This window comes from Achromobacter sp., assembly GCF_032102605.1.
Classification (GTDB): Bacteria; Pseudomonadota; Gammaproteobacteria; order Burkholderiales; family Burkholderiaceae_B; genus Achromobacter.
Genome location: NZ_DAMDGT010000020.1, coordinates 74,309 through 92,468, shown reverse-complemented (window position 1 = coordinate 92,468; position 18,160 = coordinate 74,309). Strand labels below are relative to the sequence as shown.

14 protein-coding genes are annotated in these 18,160 nt (G+C 64.6%); 5 read left to right on the top strand and 9 right to left on the bottom strand.

Annotated elements, in window-relative coordinates:
* The first annotated feature begins 237 nt into the window (after positions 1-237).
* On the top strand, positions 238-1,701 hold the full coding sequence (gene rng, locus RT614_RS27380; RefSeq protein ID WP_313625563.1) for a ribonuclease G: 1,464 nt from the start codon (positions 238-240) through the stop codon (positions 1,699-1,701).
* A 281-nt stretch (positions 1,702-1,982) separates the two neighbouring features.
* The gene (locus RT614_RS27375; protein WP_313625553.1) at positions 1,983-2,684 is read left to right on the top strand and encodes a DUF3053 domain-containing protein; all 702 of its coding nucleotides are present in this window, start codon (positions 1,983-1,985) and stop codon (positions 2,682-2,684) included.
* 62 nt (positions 2,685-2,746) lie between these two features.
* On the opposite strand, the gene RT614_RS27370 is transcribed toward RT614_RS27375, so the two are convergent.
* The 4 genes from RT614_RS27370 to msbA form a co-directional block, all read right to left on the bottom strand.
* Positions 2,747-4,219 (bottom strand): sensor domain-containing diguanylate cyclase, encoded by a 1,473-nt coding sequence (locus tag RT614_RS27370; protein WP_313625562.1) that lies wholly within the window; start codon positions 4,217-4,219, stop codon positions 2,747-2,749.
* Positions 4,220-4,440: 221 nt separating this feature from the next.
* On the bottom strand, positions 4,441-4,671 hold the full coding sequence (locus RT614_RS27365; RefSeq protein ID WP_313625551.1) for a hypothetical protein: 231 nt from the start codon (positions 4,669-4,671) through the stop codon (positions 4,441-4,443).
* Between the two features lie 135 nt (positions 4,672-4,806).
* On the bottom strand, positions 4,807-6,612 hold the full coding sequence (locus RT614_RS27360) for a monovalent cation:proton antiporter-2 (CPA2) family protein (protein WP_313625550.1): 1,806 nt from the start codon (positions 6,610-6,612) through the stop codon (positions 4,807-4,809).
* A gap of 167 nt (positions 6,613-6,779) precedes the next feature.
* Positions 6,780-8,555, bottom strand: a complete 1,776-nt coding sequence (msbA, locus tag RT614_RS27355) for a lipid A export permease/ATP-binding protein MsbA (protein ID WP_313625549.1) — start codon at positions 8,553-8,555, stop codon at positions 6,780-6,782.
* A 108-nt stretch (positions 8,556-8,663) separates the two neighbouring features.
* Here msbA and RT614_RS27350 point away from each other — a divergent pair, with 108 nt between their 5' ends.
* The 3 genes from RT614_RS27350 to RT614_RS27340 are packed head-to-tail and all read left to right on the top strand — an operon-like array spanning position 8,664 to position 10,730.
* Complete coding sequence (locus tag RT614_RS27350; protein WP_313625547.1) at positions 8,664-9,635, top strand: glycosyltransferase family 9 protein; 972 nt, start codon at positions 8,664-8,666, stop codon at positions 9,633-9,635.
* Positions 9,636-9,651: 16 nt separating this feature from the next.
* A complete protein-coding gene (locus RT614_RS27345) occupies positions 9,652-10,416 on the top strand; it encodes a YdcF family protein (RefSeq protein ID WP_313625546.1) in 765 nt (254 codons plus the stop codon).
* A complete protein-coding gene (locus RT614_RS27340) occupies positions 10,413-10,730 on the top strand; it encodes a YkgJ family cysteine cluster protein (protein WP_313625544.1) in 318 nt (105 codons plus the stop codon). The genes RT614_RS27345 and RT614_RS27340 overlap by 4 nt, the downstream gene beginning before the upstream one ends.
* 77 nt (positions 10,731-10,807) lie before the next feature.
* On the opposite strand, the gene RT614_RS27335 is transcribed toward RT614_RS27340, so the two are convergent.
* From RT614_RS27335 to dnaE, 5 genes are read right to left on the bottom strand one after another with little or no spacing between them, the layout of a single operon-like run.
* The gene (locus RT614_RS27335) at positions 10,808-11,923 is read right to left on the bottom strand and encodes a glycosyltransferase (RefSeq protein WP_313625542.1); all 1,116 of its coding nucleotides are present in this window, start codon (positions 11,921-11,923) and stop codon (positions 10,808-10,810) included.
* 28 nt (positions 11,924-11,951) lie between these two features.
* Positions 11,952-12,704: a glycosyltransferase family 2 protein gene (locus RT614_RS27330; RefSeq protein ID WP_313625541.1), complete on the bottom strand. Its 753-nt coding sequence runs from the start codon at positions 12,702-12,704 to the stop codon at positions 11,952-11,954.
* On the bottom strand, positions 12,701-13,549 hold the full coding sequence (locus tag RT614_RS27325) for a polysaccharide deacetylase family protein (RefSeq protein WP_313625539.1): 849 nt from the start codon (positions 13,547-13,549) through the stop codon (positions 12,701-12,703). Before RT614_RS27325 ends, RT614_RS27330 begins: the two co-directional genes overlap by 4 nt.
* Positions 13,546-14,646, bottom strand: coding sequence for a glycosyltransferase family 4 protein (locus RT614_RS27320; protein WP_313625537.1), 1,101 nt, complete (start codon positions 14,644-14,646; stop codon positions 13,546-13,548). The genes RT614_RS27325 and RT614_RS27320 overlap by 4 nt, the downstream gene beginning before the upstream one ends.
* The gene (dnaE, locus tag RT614_RS27315; RefSeq protein ID WP_313625535.1) at positions 14,646-18,137 is read right to left on the bottom strand and encodes a DNA polymerase III subunit alpha; all 3,492 of its coding nucleotides are present in this window, start codon (positions 18,135-18,137) and stop codon (positions 14,646-14,648) included. The genes RT614_RS27320 and dnaE overlap by 1 nt, the downstream gene beginning before the upstream one ends.
* Positions 18,138-18,160 lie beyond the last annotated feature (23 nt).

Genomic DNA, 18,160 nt, shown 5'->3' with positions numbered 1-18,160 from the left:
ACTGCTTGAGCGGCGAAGGAGCGAGACTATAGCACAGAATTTTGGCTTGTCACGCGGACGTCGCAATTTTGTTGTTCGCGCTGGAGGCCGACCGCCACCGAGCACTCCAGCCACCGTGGGGCCTCTATATATAGATAGTCGAAGTGGCGCACTCGCCGGCTTGGTATGTACGTTTACTATTCGCCTTGTACGCCGCACCTTATTGGAGACGAACACCCTATGCCCCCCGCCATCGCCTTGAGCGAAGACATCCTGATCAACGTCACCCCTTTTGAAACCCGCGTTGCGCTGGTGGAACAGGGGTCGGTTCAGGAACTGCACGTGGAACGAAGCATTCAGCGGGGCCATGTCGGCAATATTTATCTGGGACGGGTCGTGCGTGTCCTTCCCGGCATGCAAAGCGCTTTCATCGATATCGGACTGGAGCGGGCAGCTTTCATCCATATTGCGGACCTGCGCGAGAACCGGAGCGAACGCACGCAGGGCCTGACGCCCACCCCCATCGAAAAGCTGATCTTTGAAGGGCAGACCCTCATGGTCCAGGTGGTCAAGGATCCGCTGGGCACCAAAGGGGCACGACTTTCCACGCAGATCAGCATGGCGGGACGCATGCTTGTGTACCTGCCCCATGACCCACACATCGGCATTTCGCAGAAAATCGACTCCGAGTCCGAGCGCATCCAGCTGCGCGAGCGGCTGCAGGCGCTGATGCCGGCCGAGGAGAAAGGCGGTTTTATCGTCCGCACGCAGGCGGAGGGGGCCAACGATGCCGAACTGACGGCAGACGTGGAGTACCTGCGCAAACTCTGGACCAGCGTGCAAGCTGCCGCGCGAACGCAGCCCGCCCCTGCCGTGCTGCACCAGGACCTGACGCTAGCGCAGCGCGTGTTGCGCGACATGGTCGGCCCGGGAACGGGCTCCATCCTGGTCGACTCCCGCACGACCAGCGCCGCCATGCTGGAGTGGGCGCGCGTCTATACGCCCTCCGTCGTGGACCGGATCCAGCACTACAGCGGCGAGCGGCCGCTGTTCGACACCGCCAACGTGGACGACGAGATTGCGCGCGCCCTTTCGCGCCGCGTCGATTTGAAATCGGGCGGATACCTGATCATTGATCAGACCGAGGCCTTGACGACCGTGGACGTCAACACGGGCGGATTCGTCGGCGGGCGCAATTTCGATGACACGATCTTCAAGACCAACCTCGAGGCCGCGCAGGCCATCGCGCGGCAGCTTCGTTTGCGCAACCTGGGCGGAATCGTGATCCTGGACTTCATCGACATGGAAGAACAGGAGCATCGCGAAACGGTGCTTGCCGAGCTGAAGAAGGCCCTGTCACGCGACCGCACCCGCATGACCGTCAATGGCTTTACGCAGCTAGGCCTGGTGGAAATGACCCGCAAGCGCACGCGGGACTCTCTTGCGCATCAGCTATGCGAGCCCTGCCCCATGTGCGAGTCGCGCGGCAATGTGCGCACGCCTCGCACCGTCTGCTACGAGATCCTGCGCGAAATCCTGCGCGAGGCTCGGCAGTTCAACCCCAAGGAATTCCGCATTCTTGCATCGCAGGAAGTGGTGGACCTGTTCCTGGAAGAAGAAAGCCAGCATCTGGCGATGCTGGGCGACTTTGTGGGCAAGCGGATTTCGCTGGAAGTCGAAGGCACGTATTCGCAGGAGAAGTACGACATCATTTTGGTCTGACATCGCCGGCGGACCAATCAGTCTCTGCCTACCCGACAGCCGCGTGGAAACACGCGGCTTTTCTTTTACCGGCGTGGCCGGCGAGACAATCTTCGAATCGCCCCTACTCGAATACCGATCCCCAATCAACCCGATATGTGTAGATTGTGTGACCTAACGATTCGATTGCAATGAATTCTGAAACCGATGGCGGCGACTAAGGGTTATCGATAAGCTGCGGGCGCTTTGCCGGGTGGAGCATCTTCCCGGCGCCGATTCCCAGCTTTCCGGAGGTCAATGCAATGAAGTCCCTATTCCGTCCATTCCTGGTGCTGATCGCGGCGTTGCCGCTGGTGCTGGCCGCATGCGGCGACAAGGAGCCCGAACAGCGCGCCGCGTTCACGCAGTTCCTGCAAACGCGCATCGTCGACAAGCCGGGGGTGCGCGTGCCTAAGTTGACGGACGAGGAAAAGAAGTCCTTCGGCGACTACGCCGCCCAGTATGCCGTGATCACTGATTTCAATGCAGGCATGGACGCTTCGGTCAAGCCGCTGTCGGGCATCATGCAGAAAGGCGCGATGCGCTCATTGAACGATATCGTGTCGCGCCGTGATGATCTGAAGACGGTGCAAGCCGCGCTGAACGACATGAACGCCGCACTGAAAGAGCAGCAGGCCAAGGCCGATGCGGCCCACGCGGCGCTCAAGCAGCCGGAAGATCTGAAGGTGGTGTACGACAAGGCCTACGAGAAGACCGTGAGCCTGCCCGCCGACACGTTCCGCGACGTGCTGCCCCAGTTGAACGCGACGTTCGACAGCAGCCTGAAGATCGCCGACTACGTCGAAGCCCACAAAGCACAGATCGAAATCGCGGGCGCCACGGTGAAGGTAAAGGACGCGGCCGTGCAGGCCGAACTGAACCAGTTGCTGCAAGACCTGAATACGCAGGCGAAGAACGTGCAGCAAGCGCAGACGCGTCTGCAGGCGGTGATGCTCGGCCGCTAATCCGCGGAATCAAGACCCGCCGCACGGGGAACCTGCGGCGGGTTTTTTATTGCCCGGACGATTCAGGCCGGGGCCATGGCGACGCGGTTTCGGCCAGCCTCTTTTGCCTGGTAGACAGCGGAATCAGCCGCCTCCACCAGTTGAGCCGCCGCGTCGCCTTCGCGTGGAACGGCCGTCGCCACCCCAACGCTGACCGTGACGATGCCGCCCTCGTTGTCTTCATGCGGTACGCCAAGATCCACGACCGCGCGCCGAATGCTTTCGGCGATCTCCTCTGCGCGTTGGCCTGCGGTGTCCGGCAACAGCACCACGAACTCCTCGCCCCCGTAGCGCGCCGCCAGATCGCGCGGGCGACGGGCCTTGCGCTCGAGCGCCGAAGCCAGCATCTTCAATAGCTCATCGCCCTCCTGATGCCCGTAGCGATCGTTGTAGCGCTTGAAATGGTCGGCATCCAGGAACAGCAGCGATAGCGGCTTGCGGTCCCGCCTTGCGGCCGCCCACTCACGATCCAGCGCTTCATCAAATGTGCGCCGATTGGCAATGCCTGTGAGCCCGTCTGTCTGCGCCTGCTTTTCCAGTTGCTGTTCGAAAGCCCGGCGCCACAGCATCTCGCGCCGGAAAAGGATGATCTGCGCCATCACCGACGCAAACAAGGCGAGCGTGACCGGCACGATCAGCGCAGCGCGGCGCATCCAGGGTTCCAGCAGATCATCCACCGCCAGGGCCACGTCGATCACGAGCGGCGTGTCGTCGATAGCGTCGAAGGCGTAGAGCCGATTGACCCCATCGTGCGACAGCACGCCGACGAACGCGCCCTCACGGCCGATCAGGTACTGCTGGAAATCCAGCGGCACATCGATCTCGCTGTCCGCGTCTGCCCGCGAATAGGGATTGCGCAGCAAGACGACGCCGTCGTTTCGGAACACGGTGATGGCGTCGTGCGGGCCGATGGAGACTTCCGCGAAGCGGTCGCGGAAGTAGGCCATTCGCAGCGAGCCGGCGACGACGCCGGCAAAACTGCCATCGGGATTGGAAATGCGCCGGCTGATCGCAATGCTTTCATCGCCGCCGCGCAAACGGCTGTGATAAGGCTTGCTGATGAAAAGCTGCGCGTCGCCAGAGTCGCGGTGAACCCGGAAATAATCCCTGTCCGCGAAATTGAGCTTGGGCGGATCGATCGCCCCCGAGTGATAGAGGATGTCGCCGTCCTTGTCGAGCACGACAATGGCGCCGAGATATGCCGCCGTGGCGGACCGGTCGAACAGGAAACGGTGCAGCGTTTCGGGCGCAACGTGGGCGATGCCGGGCTCGCGCAGCCGTTCAACCACGCCCTGGAGCGACAGATCGTAGACCTGCAGCGTGCGGCCGATATCCGCGGACAGCACGCCGGCCAGGTTGCGGGCCGCGACGTAAGCGGATTCCCACGTGACGCGGCGGTCCATCCAGAGCAGCGCGGCTGCGGCCGCACAGATGCCGATGGCCACCAGCCCGGCCAGCGCGTACAGGGTGCGATGCACGATTCCGCGAGACTTCAATACGGCGCTCCTACGCATTGGCCTCCGGGAGAGGACGCAATTCATGCCCGTGTCCAGCGTGATGATGCCGGGACCGGTACGAGCGCGCAAGGCGGCGCCGACGGCTTGGCGACCGGCGGCAGGAAGATTGCGAAAGGAACAGTGCGCGTCCTGGCCGGCAGGCGAATGCCGGAGGACGCCTGGTGGGGGCTCCAGGCGCGCCGCGCCCGAAGCGGAAAGAATCAGGAGGCTGCGCTGGCGGCGATGCGGAAGGGGAACGCCCGGGATCCGCGCGCCTTGTCGGCTTCGCGGTGGGCGCTGATGGCCCAGGCCGGCCCCGTTTGACCTGCGTGGGCCATCAATTGGCGGGTCAGCCCGCCCGAGAATCCGCAGCGCAGCGTCAAGGCCTGACGCCGGGCGAGCTCGATCCCGATAGCGTGCGACGTATTCGAATTGCGGTCCGATTGCAGCATGGCAGCCCCCTGGCAGAATGCGCTTCGCGAGTGAAGCGTCGTTGCGGATTAATCTACCTTAGCCGTCCGACGTTGCGCGTGAAATGATGCGTAAAGTAATGCAAAGATACGGAAATGCAGCGACAAAAATAGCCATCAAGCGGATGGACTTGCCGACGCCTCACCTGTTTCGCGGTCAGGGCTGTCGTTCCTGCCATCCGGTTGGCTCGTCATATTTCCGTAAAGAAGCGACCGTCCAGCGAACAATCCCCCTGCGACTTCGAGGTCGAAGCGCTCAGTATCGCGACGGCGTACGTCCTGGATGACTCCCTCGGCTTCGTCAGCCGGGACCCCGATGGCGCGCAGCGCCTCTTCGCCGAAGACCAAAGCGGACTCGAGGGTTTCCCGGACCTGGAAATCCACGCCTTCGCGGGCCAGCGCCAGCGAATGGATGCGGTCGTAAGCGCGCACCACGATCCGCACCAGCGGGAATTCGGACTTGATGAGCTTGACCATGTGGGTGACGGCGCGGGGGTCGTCGACGCAAATCAGGATGGCGCAGGCGTTTTCCGCGCCAGCGGACCGCAACATGTCCGCTCGTGTCCCGTCCCCGTAATACACCTTCACGCCCCATTTGGCGGCAGCGCGTATGGCGTCGGTATCGATGTCCAGGATGGAGACCTTGATTTCCCGGGCCAACATCGCCTGCGTGACGATCTGGCCGAATCGGCCGAAGCCGACGATCAGGGCGCATCCGTCAAGGTCGCGGGCCACGTCCACGCCATCCATGGACGGCGTGGCCTTGGGCAGCAGCCAGCGCAGGGCCAGCACGCACAGGGGCGTGAGCGCCATGGAGATGATGACGATCGCCGTCAGCACGGCGCCCGTATGCGCATCGAAAATGCCCTTGTCGGCGGCGGCGCTGTAAAGAACAAAGGCGAACTCCCCACCTTGCGCCAGCAGCGCGGCGCGTGTGACGGCTTCGGCGTGCGTGGCGCGCAGCAGGCGCGCGACGACATAAACGCCAACGGACTTGACCACCATGAAGACCACGACGCCCGCGAGGATGAGCGGCCATTCGCGGGCCACGGCCGACAGGTCGAGCGACATGCCCACGCCCAGGAAGAACAGGCCCAGCAGAATGCCGCGGAAGGGCTCGATCTCGGCTTCAAGCTGATGCCGGAACGTGGATTCGGAGAGCAGCACGCCGGCAAGGAACGCGCCCATGGCCATGGACAGGCCGCCCAGCTCCATCAGCAACGCCGCCCCCAGCACGACAAGCAGGGCGGCCGCCGTCATGACTTCGCGGGCGCGAGCCGCCGCCAGCAGGCGAAACAGTGGATTGAGCAGCCAGCGGCCCACCGCCAGCAATGCCAGGATGCAGCCTACCGCGATGGCGGACTGCAGCCAGGGATCGCCATGGCCGGAATCGCTGGCAGGCGCCAGCAAGGCGGCCAGCGCCAGCAATGGCACGATGGCAAGATCCTCGAGCAGCAGGATGGACACGATGCGCTGCCCCTGGGCGCTGGTGGTCTCGTCCCGTTCGGCCAGTATCTGCATCACGATGGCGGTGGAGGACAGCACGAAACCCATCGCCGCCATGAACGCCGCGGGGCCGGTCATCCCGGCCAGCAGCCCTACTCCCGTCAAGAGCGCGCCGCAGGCAATAACCTGCGCCACGCCAAGTCCAAAGATTTCGCCGCGCAGCTTCCACAGGCGCGAAGGCTGCATTTCAAGGCCGATGATGAACAGGAACATCACCACGCCCAGTTCGGCCACGTGCAGGATGGACTTGGAGTCGGAGAAAAAGCCGATTCCAAACGGCCCGATGGCAAGCCCTGCGGCGAGGTATCCCAGCACCGAGCCCAGCCCGAGACGCTTGAACACAGGGACGAAGATCACCGCAGCCCCAAGGAGGACAACGGCGTTGATAAGTTGATTGCCTTCTGAAGGCAGGGCCATGGATTGCTCCTGATTGCATCGCGGGCCAAAGCGCCTGAACCGCAGCCCCGCCCATTAGGCGCAGGCTGGGGCCATTTTCCGGCAATCCGCGGGATTGGCAAACAGGAACTTCGGCAATAAAAAGCCGCCGAGAGAGCGGCGGCGGCAGGAAGAAAGAGCGCGGCGGATCAGTCCTCGCGGAACTGCATCTTGTAAAGCGAGGCGTAGAGGCCGTCGGCAGCCAAAAGTTCGGCGTGCGGACCTTGTTCCACGATCCGGCCCGCGTCCAGCACGATGATGCGGTCGGCGTTTTGCACGGTGGACAGACGATGGGCAATGACCAGCGTGGTGCGGCCCTTCATCAGGCGCTCGAGCGAGGCCTGGACCTGGCGCTCGGACTCGTTGTCCAGGGCCGACGTTGCTTCGTCCAGGATCAGGATGGGCGCGTTCTTGATCAGCGCGCGGGCGATGGCCAGGCGCTGGCGCTGGCCGCCGGACAGTCGGGCCGCGTTTTCGCCCACCGGCGTGTTGATGCCTTGCGGCAGGCCTTCAACGAACTCCAGCAGGTTGGCCGCTTCGAGGGCATCCCGGACCTTTTGTTCGCTGGATTGCCCCATTGCGCCGTAGCCGACGTTGGCGGCGATGGTGTCGTCGAACAGCACGACGTCCTGGCTGACCAGCGAAAGATGCGAGCGCAGGCTGCGCAGCGTCAGTTCGTCGACGGGCACGTCGTCCACAAGGATCTGGCCGCTGTCGGCCAACACGAATCGGGGCAACATATTGACCAGCGTGGTCTTGCCGCTGCCCGAGCGTCCCACCAGAGCGACGGTCTGGCCGGGCTCGACCACGAAGGAGATGTCGTTGACCGTGTCGCGTTCGGCATCGGGAAAGCGATGGGACACGCTGCGGAACTCGACCTTGCCGCGCACCGGCTCAGGCAGTTCCTTCGTGCCGGAGTCGTTTTCCGGAATCTGGTCGATCAGAGTGAACACGCTTTCGGCCGAGACCAGCATTTTCTGCATGCGGGCCGCCACGTTCGTCAGGCGCTTGATGGGATCGAAGATCTGGGCCAGCGCCGCCATGAACGACGCAAAGCTGCCCACCGTCAGCATGCCGCTGTTGGCCTGGCTGAGCGCCACGGCGATGACCGCGCCGACGGAAATGGAAATGCAGACCTGCGTGAGCGGCGTCAGGGCCGCGTCGGCCGTGGCCGTGCGCATGGCGAAGCGCCGCAGGCGACGGCTGACGAAATCAAAGCGCCCGCGTTCGACTTCGTAGCCGTCGAACAGCTTGATGACGCGCTGGCCATCGATGCCCTCGCCGACCACGCGGGTGAGCTCGGCGTTCATGTTGACGGTTTCGCGGTTGATGCGGCGCAGGCGCTTGATGAAGAAGCGCGAAATCATGACCGACACGGGCAGCATGACCAGGATGATCAGCGTCAGCACCCAGGACATGTACAGCAGCACGCCGATCAGCGCCAGGACCACCAGGGTTTCCCGGACCAGCACGGTGATGACGTCGGTGGCGTACCCGGTGACATTGCCGGCGTCGATGGTGAAGCGGTTCAGGAGGCGGCCGGTGTCGCCGCGCTTGAAGTCGGCGTCCGGCAGGCCCAGCAGGCGTTCGAACATGTCGCGACGCATGCCCAGCAGCACGTTGTTGGCCACCCACGCGAGCAGATAATCGCTGAAGAAATTGCAGATGCCGCGCAGCAGGATCAGGCCCACCACCGCCAGCGGCAGCGCCCACACGTAATAGGGTTTGGCGCCGGAGAAGCCGCCATCGAGCAGGGGCTTCATGATGACTGCCAGGACGGGCTGCGTGGCTGCGGCGCCGGCCATCAGCAGGACGGCCGCCACCAAACCTTTCCAGTAGGAGCCCACGCGGCTGTAGATCCGGGCCCAGAGTTCGGATTTGACGGGTTGGGAGCCCGCTGGCGCATTGCGTGCGGCAGAATTCAAAGGAATCACTCGCTTTTATACAATTGTGCCCAGGATTGTACCGGCTGCGCGTCAACGCGCCGCCGGTGTTCCCCCCCCTAAGCCCTAATCGCGCGCCCGCGCCCTTCCATGTCCGATATCAGTTGCTTGTACGTCCGGTTGCCCAATTGGGTGGGCGATGTCTGCATGAGCCTGCCCAGCCTGCGCGCCTTGCACGCCAGCGGCCTTCCCCTGGTGATCTGCGCCCGCCCGTGGGCGCGCGATCTGCTCGATGGCGTCGACAAGCAGGACTTCATTCCCATGCGCGGCAAAGTCGGCCCCGACCGCGCCGCCGTCAGTGCGCACCGGCGTGGCCTGGGCGTTCAGGGCCGCCGGGCCCGCGGGCTGCTGCTGCCGGATTCCCTGTCCAGCGCGCTGGTGTTCCGGCTGGCGGGCCTGCCGTCGGCCGGCTATCGCGACGACGGTCGGAGTTTCCTGTTGCGCTGGCCCTACGCCAAGCCCACGCAGCCGTTGCACGCCGTCGAAGCCTGGCACCACCTGACCCGCGAGGCGCTCACCCGCTGGGGGCTGCCCAGCGGCCCTGCGAAACCCGGTCCGACGCTGGACTTGCCGCTGACCGCGGCGCACGAAAATGCGGCCGGCCAGGCGCTGGAGCAGGCAGGACTTCACGGCCGCCCCTTCGTGCTGATCGCCCCCACCGCCACCGGCCTGCACAAGGGCAAGATCAAGGTGTGGCCAGGATTCGATACACTGACGCGCGCCCTGCAGGCCCGCGGCCATACCGTGGTAATGTGCCCCCCTCCGGCCGAAACGGACGAGGCGCGCCGCAATGCGCCCACGGCGCAATTGCTGCCCCCGCTTTCGTTGGGCGCCTTCGCGGCGCTCACGGCCCGGGCGGCGTTGGTGATTTGTAACGATTCCGGCGTTTCGCACGTCGCGGCGGCGGCCTCAGCCCGGCAACTGACGCTTTTCGGCGTCACCCGGCCGGAGCGGACCGGCCCCTGGTCCCCGCGCGCGACATGCGTCGGATCCGAACAGGCGTGGCCTTCGCAGGAAGAAGTAGAACAGCAGGCCGACCGCCTGCTGGACAGTATGCAGTAATCAGGATTGTCTTGAAATGACCTTTTCCAGCTACCTCACGAATCTGATCATTCCCTTCAATTTGTGCATAACCCTGGTGGTGCTTGGCCTGGTGCTGGGCCTATTCCGGCTCCGCAAGACCGGCCGCGCATTGATCGTCGCCGGCCTGCTCTGGGCGCTGGCCTGGTCCCTGCCGATCACATCGCTGTGGGCAGGCGGCGCGCTGGAAAACCGCTACCCGCACGTGCCAGCCGCCGAATCGCCCACGGCCGACGCAATCGTCGTGCTGGGCGGCAACACCGCCAACGGGCGCGCCAACTGGTTCCTTCCCTATGACAAGGACACCGCCGTCGTGCGCATAGACACCGCGGCCGAGTTGTATTTGGCCGGCCGGGCGCCCAAGGTGCTTCTGTCTGGCGGCGCGCTGGAAGGCGACGTCAGCGAAGCACGCGGGATGGCGCACGCGATACGCCAGCAAGGCGTGCCGGAATCGGCGCTGATCCTGGAAAACGCCAGCCGCACCACATACGAAAACGCGACCCTGACCGAAGACCAGCTCAAAGCGCGCGGCATCGGCAAGGTCCTTCTGGTGACTTCGGCCCTTCACATGCCGCGCGCCATGGCGGCCTTTTCCAAGCAGGGCGTCGAGGTGATCGCGGCGCCAGCCCCACCTCAGATCGTCGCCCCGGCTGATGGATCCCTGACCCTGTGGCTGCCCGACCAGCGCACCTTCGACGCCAGCCGTTCCATCCTGAAGGAATACGCCGGTCTGTTCATCTACTGGCTGCGCGGATGGGTATGAGTGCGGCGGCTAGTGCGGCGGCTAGTGCGGCGGCTAGTGCGACGGCATCCGGCCTGGAATGCCGGGCCGGCTGCGGCGCCTGCTGTATCGCGCCGTCGATCACCCGCCCGATCCCGGGAATGCCGCAGGGCAAGCCCGCAGGCGTTCCCTGTATTCAGTTATTGCCCGACATGCGTTGCGCGATATTCGGCCAGCCGTCTCGGCCGGACTTCTGCGGCGGACTGCAGCCTCAGCAGGAAATGTGCGGCGCGGACCGCGAACACGCCATCCGCTGGCTGGATCACCTGGAGCGCGCCACGGCGCCCAGCCATTGAAAACGGGGCTCCAGGCCCCGTTTTTTTTCAACCGCGCTCCGGCGTTCGCCTCGCCGTAATTGCCCTGACATCACCCCTTACGCCAGACTGAGATACACCTGTTCGGTGCGCTGGGCGAACTTATCCAGCCCGAAATGCTCCACGCTCTTGGCGCGCGCCGCCGCGCTCATGCGGGTCAGGCAGTCGGGATCGGCCAGTATGCCGTCCAGGACGCGGGCGACGGCGTCGGGAGCGCATTTCGGGACCACCCAGCCGTCCACACCCTCGTCGATGTTCTCTGGCAGCCCGCCTTGGTCGGACACGACGACCGGCAATCCCATGGACATCATTTCGCGGCAGGCGAACGAAATCGTTTCGACTCTGTACGACAGCACGAAGCCGACATCCAGCGCGGCCAGGAACGGGCGCACGTCATCGAGCATCCCGCCGAAAACGACGCGATCCGACAGCCCCAGGTCTTGGACTTCGCGCCACTGTTCTTCGGTGGGCGCGGCGCCGGCCAAGGCGATGTAAACGCCTGCGGCTTCGGGACCGAGCTGGGCCACGGCACGCACCATGTCCATCCAGCCCTTGTAGGAATTCGTCCCGGCATTGCTGCCGACCAGAAGCTTGCACTTGGCCGCGCGATCTCCCAGCAGGTCATTGCGCGCGGCCTGCGCGCGGTCAGCCGGCCATGGAGCGTACCGCTTGTTGTCGACACCATTGGGAATGGTGGAAAGCGGCCGGGCGGCGTAGGGAGATGCGCGCAGCATGCGCTCGACGAAATCGCACACGCCGATCACGTGGTCCGTGCCCATGCGGGTGCGCAAGGCGGCCCCCAGGTACGAGATGGGGATGTCATTGTGCTTGGTCAACACGATGCGCGGCCGGCGCTTCCCCATTCCCATGCAGGCCAGAAGGACGGTGCGGTGATCGGATGACCCGTTGACGTGAATGACGTCGATCTGCCGGGAAAGAATCACGCGTTTCAAGCTGCGCGCGGCCGCCAGACGCTTGCCCAACCTGCTGGGATAATCCTGGGCGACCCTGTGCACGCCAGGCACGTCGCCCGCAAGCCGGTAAAGGCTGCTGCCACCCGGTACGGCAACCGTAAGTCGATGATGCTGGGCCAAGGCGCGCAGCAACGAAACGACGTAGATGGTATGGCCGCCGATCGTCGTACCGCCGTGGTAGTTCGTGTACAGAATGTTCATGGATTTGGGGCGCTATGCCTCGTGGAATTCAGTTGCCGCGTGAAGCCAGGAACATGAGCTTGGCGTAGCGAAGGAAGCTTCCCATTCCTGCAATCACAGCCAGCACCAGGCCATGGCGACCGTCCAGGAAACCGCGGCGGATCAGATAGATGCGCACGAAGGTCCAGAACCCGTGCCCCAGCGCCCCGAAGATCGACGTGCGCTTGCCCTTGGCGTACATCATGGCGGCAGCATCCGACGAATAGCGATTGACCTTGGTGATCAGCGCATCCAGGTTGTCGTACGGGTAGTGGTTGAAGTAACCGCGCAATTGCAGCGGCGGCCCGCCAGCGGGCACCACGCGTTCGTGCACAGCGGCATCGGTGAATCGCGCCGTGCCGCGCTTGAAAAGGCGCAGCACGTAGTCGGGCCACCAGCCGCTGTGGCGGATATCGCGTCCGCAGAAGTTCGAGAGCCGCGCGATCTCGTAGGCATCGGCCTTGGGTGCGCGCAGCACATCCTGGATTTCCTGCGCCAGTTCCGGGGTGACGCGCTCGTCCGCGTCGATCGACAGTACCCAGTCGCCGGTCGCCAGGTCCAGCGCCCGATTCTTCTGCGGACCGAAGCCGGGCCAGTCGGACGTCACCTCGACTCGCGCACCCAGCGCCTGCGCCAGTTCGACGGTGCCGTCGGTGCTGCCCGAATCCACCACGATGAATTCGTCGGCGAACGACACGGACTTGAGGCAGGCGGCGATGTTTGCCGACTCGTTCTTGGTGATGATGATGACCGATAGCTTCATCCGCGATTCCTAAGACGCTTTTTCCAGGCCTTCCAGGCGTGATAGCGCGGCCCCCAGAAGGGATCCCGCGACAGCCAGATCCGGCGGTTCAGCCAGGACCCGCCCTGATTGCGCACCGCAAAACGGTAGATGTGTCCGGGGTCGGCGCCGGGCGTGTTCTGGCCGAAAGGGTCGGTAGTGTACAAGTTCCGGAAGCCCGCCTTCCGGGCCGCGGCCACGTAGTCCGCGTCGAAGTAGCCCTGCGGCCAGCACAGGTGGTCGCTGACGCCGCCCAGCCGGCGAATGAGCGTTTCGCGGGAATCGTGCAGGTCCTGGGCGATGCGTTCGCGCTTGGCGTTGGCGTCCGCGCCGCAGACCTTGTCCCAGCGCGTATGCGTATGGGTGTGGGAATGGAACTCGAAGGTGCCCGCGGACTGCATGGCCTCGATCTCGCTCCAGCGCAGCATCGCCTCGTCTGCGCGCCCCGCAGCCACGAGCTGCTTGCAGGCATCGTGGTCAGGCGTGGCGGGCAGCGGCCCGCCCTGCCCCGCGTGTGGCCGCACGGGGCCGTCGCCGATCCAGCCGGTAATGGTGAACAGCACCGCCCGCATGCCGTGCCGCGCCAATACGGGATGCGCGTGCACCCAATTGTTCAGGTAGCCGTCGTCGAAGGTGATCAGCACCGATTTTTCGGGAACGCTGCCGCCAGCCAGGTAACCGGCGAACTGCGTGGCCGTCAGCGACTGGTAGCCCGCGCGCGCCAGGCGCGAGATCTGCGCTTCGAAGACGTCGGGCGTGGCGGCGATCATGCCGCCGGCCGGCGTGACGTGGTGATACATCAGCACCGGAACGTTGGGCGCGTTCATTTGCGGCGCTCCGCCAGCCAGCGGGTGTAGAGCGCTTCGGTGGTTTCAGCCAGGCGCGCGGGCGAAAACACCGCCTCCTCCCAGACCATCTTGCGGCCGGCTTCACCCATGGTCCGGCGCAGGACCGGATCGTCGATCAGGCGTTGCAGGGCCTCGGTCAGGGCGACCGGGTCTTTGGGGGGCACCAGGATGCCGGTCACGCCGTCCCGGAACATCTCGGACACGCCACCCACGTTGGTGCCGACGACCGGCAGGCCGCTCGCCTGCGCTTCAACGTAGACCGTGCCGGACGCTTCCTGCTGCGTCGCCAGGGCGAAGACGTCGAATCCCGCCAGCAGATTGGGAACATCGTGCCGCGTGCCCATCAGGTGGATGCGATCCTGGAGATTGAGTTTGGCCACGTAGGCCTGCGTCTGCTCGAAGACCGGCGAGCCGGCGCCGACGAACACCAGATGCAGGTTCGGACGCGCGGCCATCAGCGGCACGATCGCGTCGATCAGGTCTTTGTGGCCTTTGGTGGCTCGCATCACCGCCACGCAGCCCACCACGATATCGTCGTCGCGCAGGCCGAGTTCGCCACGCAAGGTGGAGCGTTCCACCGGGGCGGGCAGCACGATGGGCGAATACACCGTCGCGACCTTTTCGCGGGCCACGCCACGGGTGATCAGGTATTCGCGCACGTGGTCGCTGACGGTCGTGACGCGGTGCGGAAGGATCGTGTAGGACCACATCGACCCGACCTTGTTGGACAGGTGGCGGGTGCGCACGATCAGCGGCGTGCCCACGAGGCGCCCGGCCAGGGCGGCGATCACCGTGTCGCGCCGGCTGTGCGTATTGAGCACGTCGAACCGCCCGGCTTTCAGGATGTTCCGGACCGCGGCCACGCCCTTCAGGTAGTTCACCGGGCCGGCCATGTCCACGGCGTGCACGGTGAAGCCTGCATCGCGCAGGCGCGGGGTCAACTGCGCGCGCGGTTGGCAGATCGCTTCGACATGATGCCCGCGCGCGCGCATGGCATTCATTTCCTTGAAGATGCGCCCTTCCTGTCCGCCAAAGCTGGTGGCGGCTTCCGAATGTACGATACGCAAGCTAGGCATCAGTAAGTGACCTCGACTCCGTCCGGCTTGGTCCAGTCGTTCAGGTTGGCCAGCAGCGTGTCGGCCATGCGCACGCGCCATTCTTCCCCGAGCCTGACCGTGCACAAGAAGTTGTTCTTGGTGTAGACAATGTCGACCGGCACGCCCGGGATACCGTTCTCGGGTTCGGCGCGGAATGGATTGAGCATCTGGCGCAGGCGGGCGGCGTCGGCGCTGCCGTTGAGCTTGACGCGCAGCGATTTGGCGCGGGCCTCGCGCGCGAGTTGCAGGTCATAGAGCTGTTCGGCGACGATGCGCATGCCGCCGGAGTAGTCGTCGTTGCTGACCTTGCCCTGCACGATGACCAGTTGGTCTTCGCGCAGCCGGTTGCGGTGCTTTTCGTAGAGTTCGTTGAAGACCGAAATCTCGACCTGGGCGGTGCCGTCGTCCAGGACGGCGAACACCATCTTGCCGCGACGGGTCATCATGACGCGCACGCTGGCCAGCACGCCGCACATCCATTGCAGGTCGCGCTGCGGTTCGACGCGCACGAGCTGCATCGGCACGATGCGGCGGACCTCGTCGCGCCATGCGTCGAACAGGTGTCCGCTGTAGTAGTAGCCCAGCGCGGACTTTTCTTCCGTCAGTTTCTTGTGCAGGTCCCAGGGCGCCACCTTGGCCAGTTCGCCGGCGACGACGTCGCCGCTGTCGTCGCCGAACAGCGAGGCCTGGTTGGCGCTTCGAGCGGCCTGTTCGGCCGCTTCCATCGCCGTGGGAACGGATGCCAGCATGGCGGCGCGGTTGGGTTCGATGGTGTCGAACGCCCCCGCCTTGATCAGGGCCTCGATGGTGCGACGATTGACCGCCTGCTTGCTGACGCGGCGGCAGAAGTCGAACAGGTTGAGGAACGGCCCGCCTTCCTTGCGCGCGCGCAGGATGTCTTCCACGGCCCCCTGGCCGGTGCCTTTGACCGCGCCCAGTCCGTAGCGCATGGTGCGCGGCGGCTTGCCCTTTTCGGTGTACTTGTCGGCGACGGGCTCGAAGCGGTAGCCGGAGTGGTTCACGTCGGGCGGCAGGACCTCGACGCCGTTGTCCTGGGCGTCGCGGCAGAAGATCTGGACCTTGTCGGTGTCGTCCATATCGGACGACATGGTGGCGGCCAGGAATTCGGTGGGATGGTAGGCCTTGAGCCAGGCCGTCTGGTAGGAAATCAGCGCGTACGCGGCCGAGTGCGACTTGTTGAAGCCGTACCCCGCGAACTTTTCCATCAGGTCGAACAGCTTGACCGCCAGGTCGGGGTCATGGCCCTTTTCCTTGGCGCCCTGTTCGAAGAGCTCGCGGTGCTTGGCCATTTCCTCGGGCTTTTTCTTGCCCATGGCGCGGCGCAGCAGGTCGGCGCCGCCCAGCGAATAGCCCCCGATGATCTGGGAGATCAGCATCACCTGCTCTTGGTAGACGATGACGCCGTAGGTGCTTTTGAGCGTGCTTTCCAGGTCGGAGTGGAAATAGTCCACCGCGGCGCGGCCGTGCTTGCGGTTGACGAAGTCGTCCACCATGCCCGATTCCAGCGGCCCCGGACGATACAGGGCCAGCATGGCGATGATGTCTTCGAACGTGTTGGGCCGCAGCTTCTTGAGCAGTTCCTTCATGCCGCGCGATTCCAGCTGGAACACGGCGGTGGTGTTGGCGTCGCAAAGAATCTTGTAAGCGGCCGGATCGTCCAGGGCCAGCGCCATGACGTCGAAGTCGCGCTTGTCCTCGTTGAACTGACGCACGTAGCGCACGGCCCAGTCCAGGATGGTCAGGTTGCGCAGCCCCAGGAAGTCGAACTTCACGAGGCCGGCGGCTTCGACGTCGTCCTTGTCGAACTGGGAGACCGCGCTGTTCTCCTGCCCCGGCTGGCAATACAGCGGGCAGAAGTCGGTGAGCTTGCCCGGCGCGATCAGCACCCCGCCCGCGTGCATGCCGATGTTGCGCGTCAGGCCTTCCAGCGGCTTGGCCAGGTCCACCAGGGAACGAACTTCTTCTTCCTGCTCGTAGCGATCCTTGAAGGCCGGTTCGTCCTTCAAGGTGCGTTCCAGCGTCCAGGGATCCATCGGATTAAACGGGATCAGCTTGGACAGGCCGTCACAGAACATGTAGGGCATGTCCAGGACGCGGCCGGCGTCGCGGACCACGGCCTTGGCGCCGAGTGTGCCGAAGGTGGCGATCTGGCTCACGGCCGCGCGGCCGTATTTTTCCTTGACGTAGTCGATGACCCGTTCGCGGTTGTCCTGGCAGAAGTCGATGTCGAAGTCGGGCATGGAGACCCGCTCGGGATTCAGGAAGCGTTCGAACAGCAGGTCATAGCGGATGGGGTCAAGGTCGGTAATGCCCAGCGCATAGGCCACCAGCGAACCGGCGCCCGATCCGCGGCCCGGCCCCACCGGCACGCCGTTGTTCTTGCCCCAGTTGATGAAGTCCTGCACGATCAGGAAGTAACCGGGAAAGCCCATCTGGATGATGGTCTTGCATTCCCAGCGCAGCCGTTCGTAGTACTGCTCGCGCTTGGATTCGCGTTCGGCCGTATCCGGGAACAGGAACTCCATGCGCTTTTCCAGCCCTTGTTCCGATAGCTGGACCAGATAGTCGTCCAGCGTCACGCCTTCGGGCGTGGGGAAGTTGGGCAGCCGCGGCTTGCCCAGCACCAGGCTCAGGTTGCAGCGCTTTGCGATTTCGACCGTGTTGGCCAGCGCCGAAGGCACGTCGGCAAACTTCCGGGCCATATCCTCGGAGCTGAGCAGGTACTGCTCTTTCGAAAACCGGCGCACACGGCGCGGATTGGCCAGGATTTCGCCTTCGGCGATGCAGACGCGGGCCTCGTGCGCCTGGAATTCGAACTCGTCCAGGAACTGGACCGGATGGGTGGCCACGACCGGAAGGCCGGCCTCGGCGGCCAGCCGCAAGGCGGCCTGGCAATAGCCTTCGTCGCCGTCCATGCCGGCGCGCTGCAGTTCGATGTAATAGCTGCCCGGGAACAGATGCGCCCACTGGCGCGCCAGCGCCAGCGCCGATACGGCGTTGCCGGCTTCAAGGGCCTGGCCCACGTCGCCCGCCCTGCCGCCCGACAAGGCAATCAGGCCATCCTGCCCCTGCAGCCATTCGCGGCGGATTTCCGCGCGGCCCTTGCCCTGGTTGGTCAGGAACGCCTTGGACAGCAATTCACAAAGATTCAGGTAGCCCTGGTGGTTGCGCACCAGCAACAGCAACCGGAAGGGCTTGGCGGGATCCTCGTCGTTGGAGATCCAGACGTCACAACCCGCAATGGGTTTGACGCCAGCGCCGCGGGCGCCCTTGTAGAATTTGATCAGTCCGAACAGGTTGGACAGATCGGTCAGCGCGACGGCGGGCTGGCCCAGCTTGGCCACGCGCTTGATGAGATCGGGAATACGCACCGTACCGTCCACGACCGAGAACTCGGAGTGGACTCGCAGGTGAACAAATGGGGTCGGGGTCGTTACGGCTTCGGACATAGCGGAATTGTACCCAGCGGCCG